1 protein-coding gene is annotated in these 734 nt (G+C 53.4%); it reads left to right on the top strand.

From position 1 onward, the window contains the following. Positions 1-30 precede the first annotated feature (30 nt). Positions 31-723, top strand: a complete 693-nt coding sequence (locus O2S87_RS18695; RefSeq protein WP_475410222.1) for an IS630 family transposase — start codon at positions 31-33, stop codon at positions 721-723. The last annotated feature ends 11 nt before the right edge of the window (positions 724-734 follow it).

Raw genomic sequence — 734 nt, 5'->3', positions numbered from 1 at the left:
GACTGTTCGACAGATTCTAAAAAAACACGGTTGCACCCTCACCGATCCAAATCGTGGGTAATTACGCCTGAAAACAGTGCTGCGTTCGTCTGCCAGATGGAGGAAACTCTTGATCTCTATCACGAACCGTATGATCCTCGCCGTCCAGTCATCTGTTTTGACGAGTCCAACAAGGAACTGCACAAGGAGGTCCGCGATCCGCTCCCGGCCCGCCCGGGAGCGGTCGCTCGGTACGACTACACCTACGAACGGAATGGAACACGTAACCTCTTCGTGATGAGCGAACCGCTCACCGGTTGGAGACATGTCGAGGTAACCAAACGACGGCGGAAACAAGAATTCGTCCAACAGATGCAGTCGTTGGTAGATGATCACTACCCGGATGCTGACTGCATCCGGGTGGTGATGGACAACCTGAACACCCATCAGCGGTACGCTTTCTACGAATATCTCCCGCCAGAAGAGGCGAGGCGGTTGCTCAGTACACTTGAATTTCACTTTACTCCACCACACGGGAGTTGGCTGAATATGGCTGAAATCGAATTCAGTGCCCTGTGGACAGAGTGTCTTGATCGGCGTATTCCCGACGCAGCGACACTCCGTGCGGAGGTCGCTGCGTGGGAACGTACTCGCAACCAAAATAGGACGGAGATCAACTGGCAGTTTACGACCGACGATGCTCGCATCAAACTACGGCAGCTATACCCAACAAATCACGATTGAAGGTGCACTAG

This window comes from Halohasta sp. A2 (assembly GCF_056175805.1).
The sequence above is the reverse complement of the archived record's forward strand: the minus strand, read 5'-3'. Positions and strand labels throughout refer to the sequence as shown.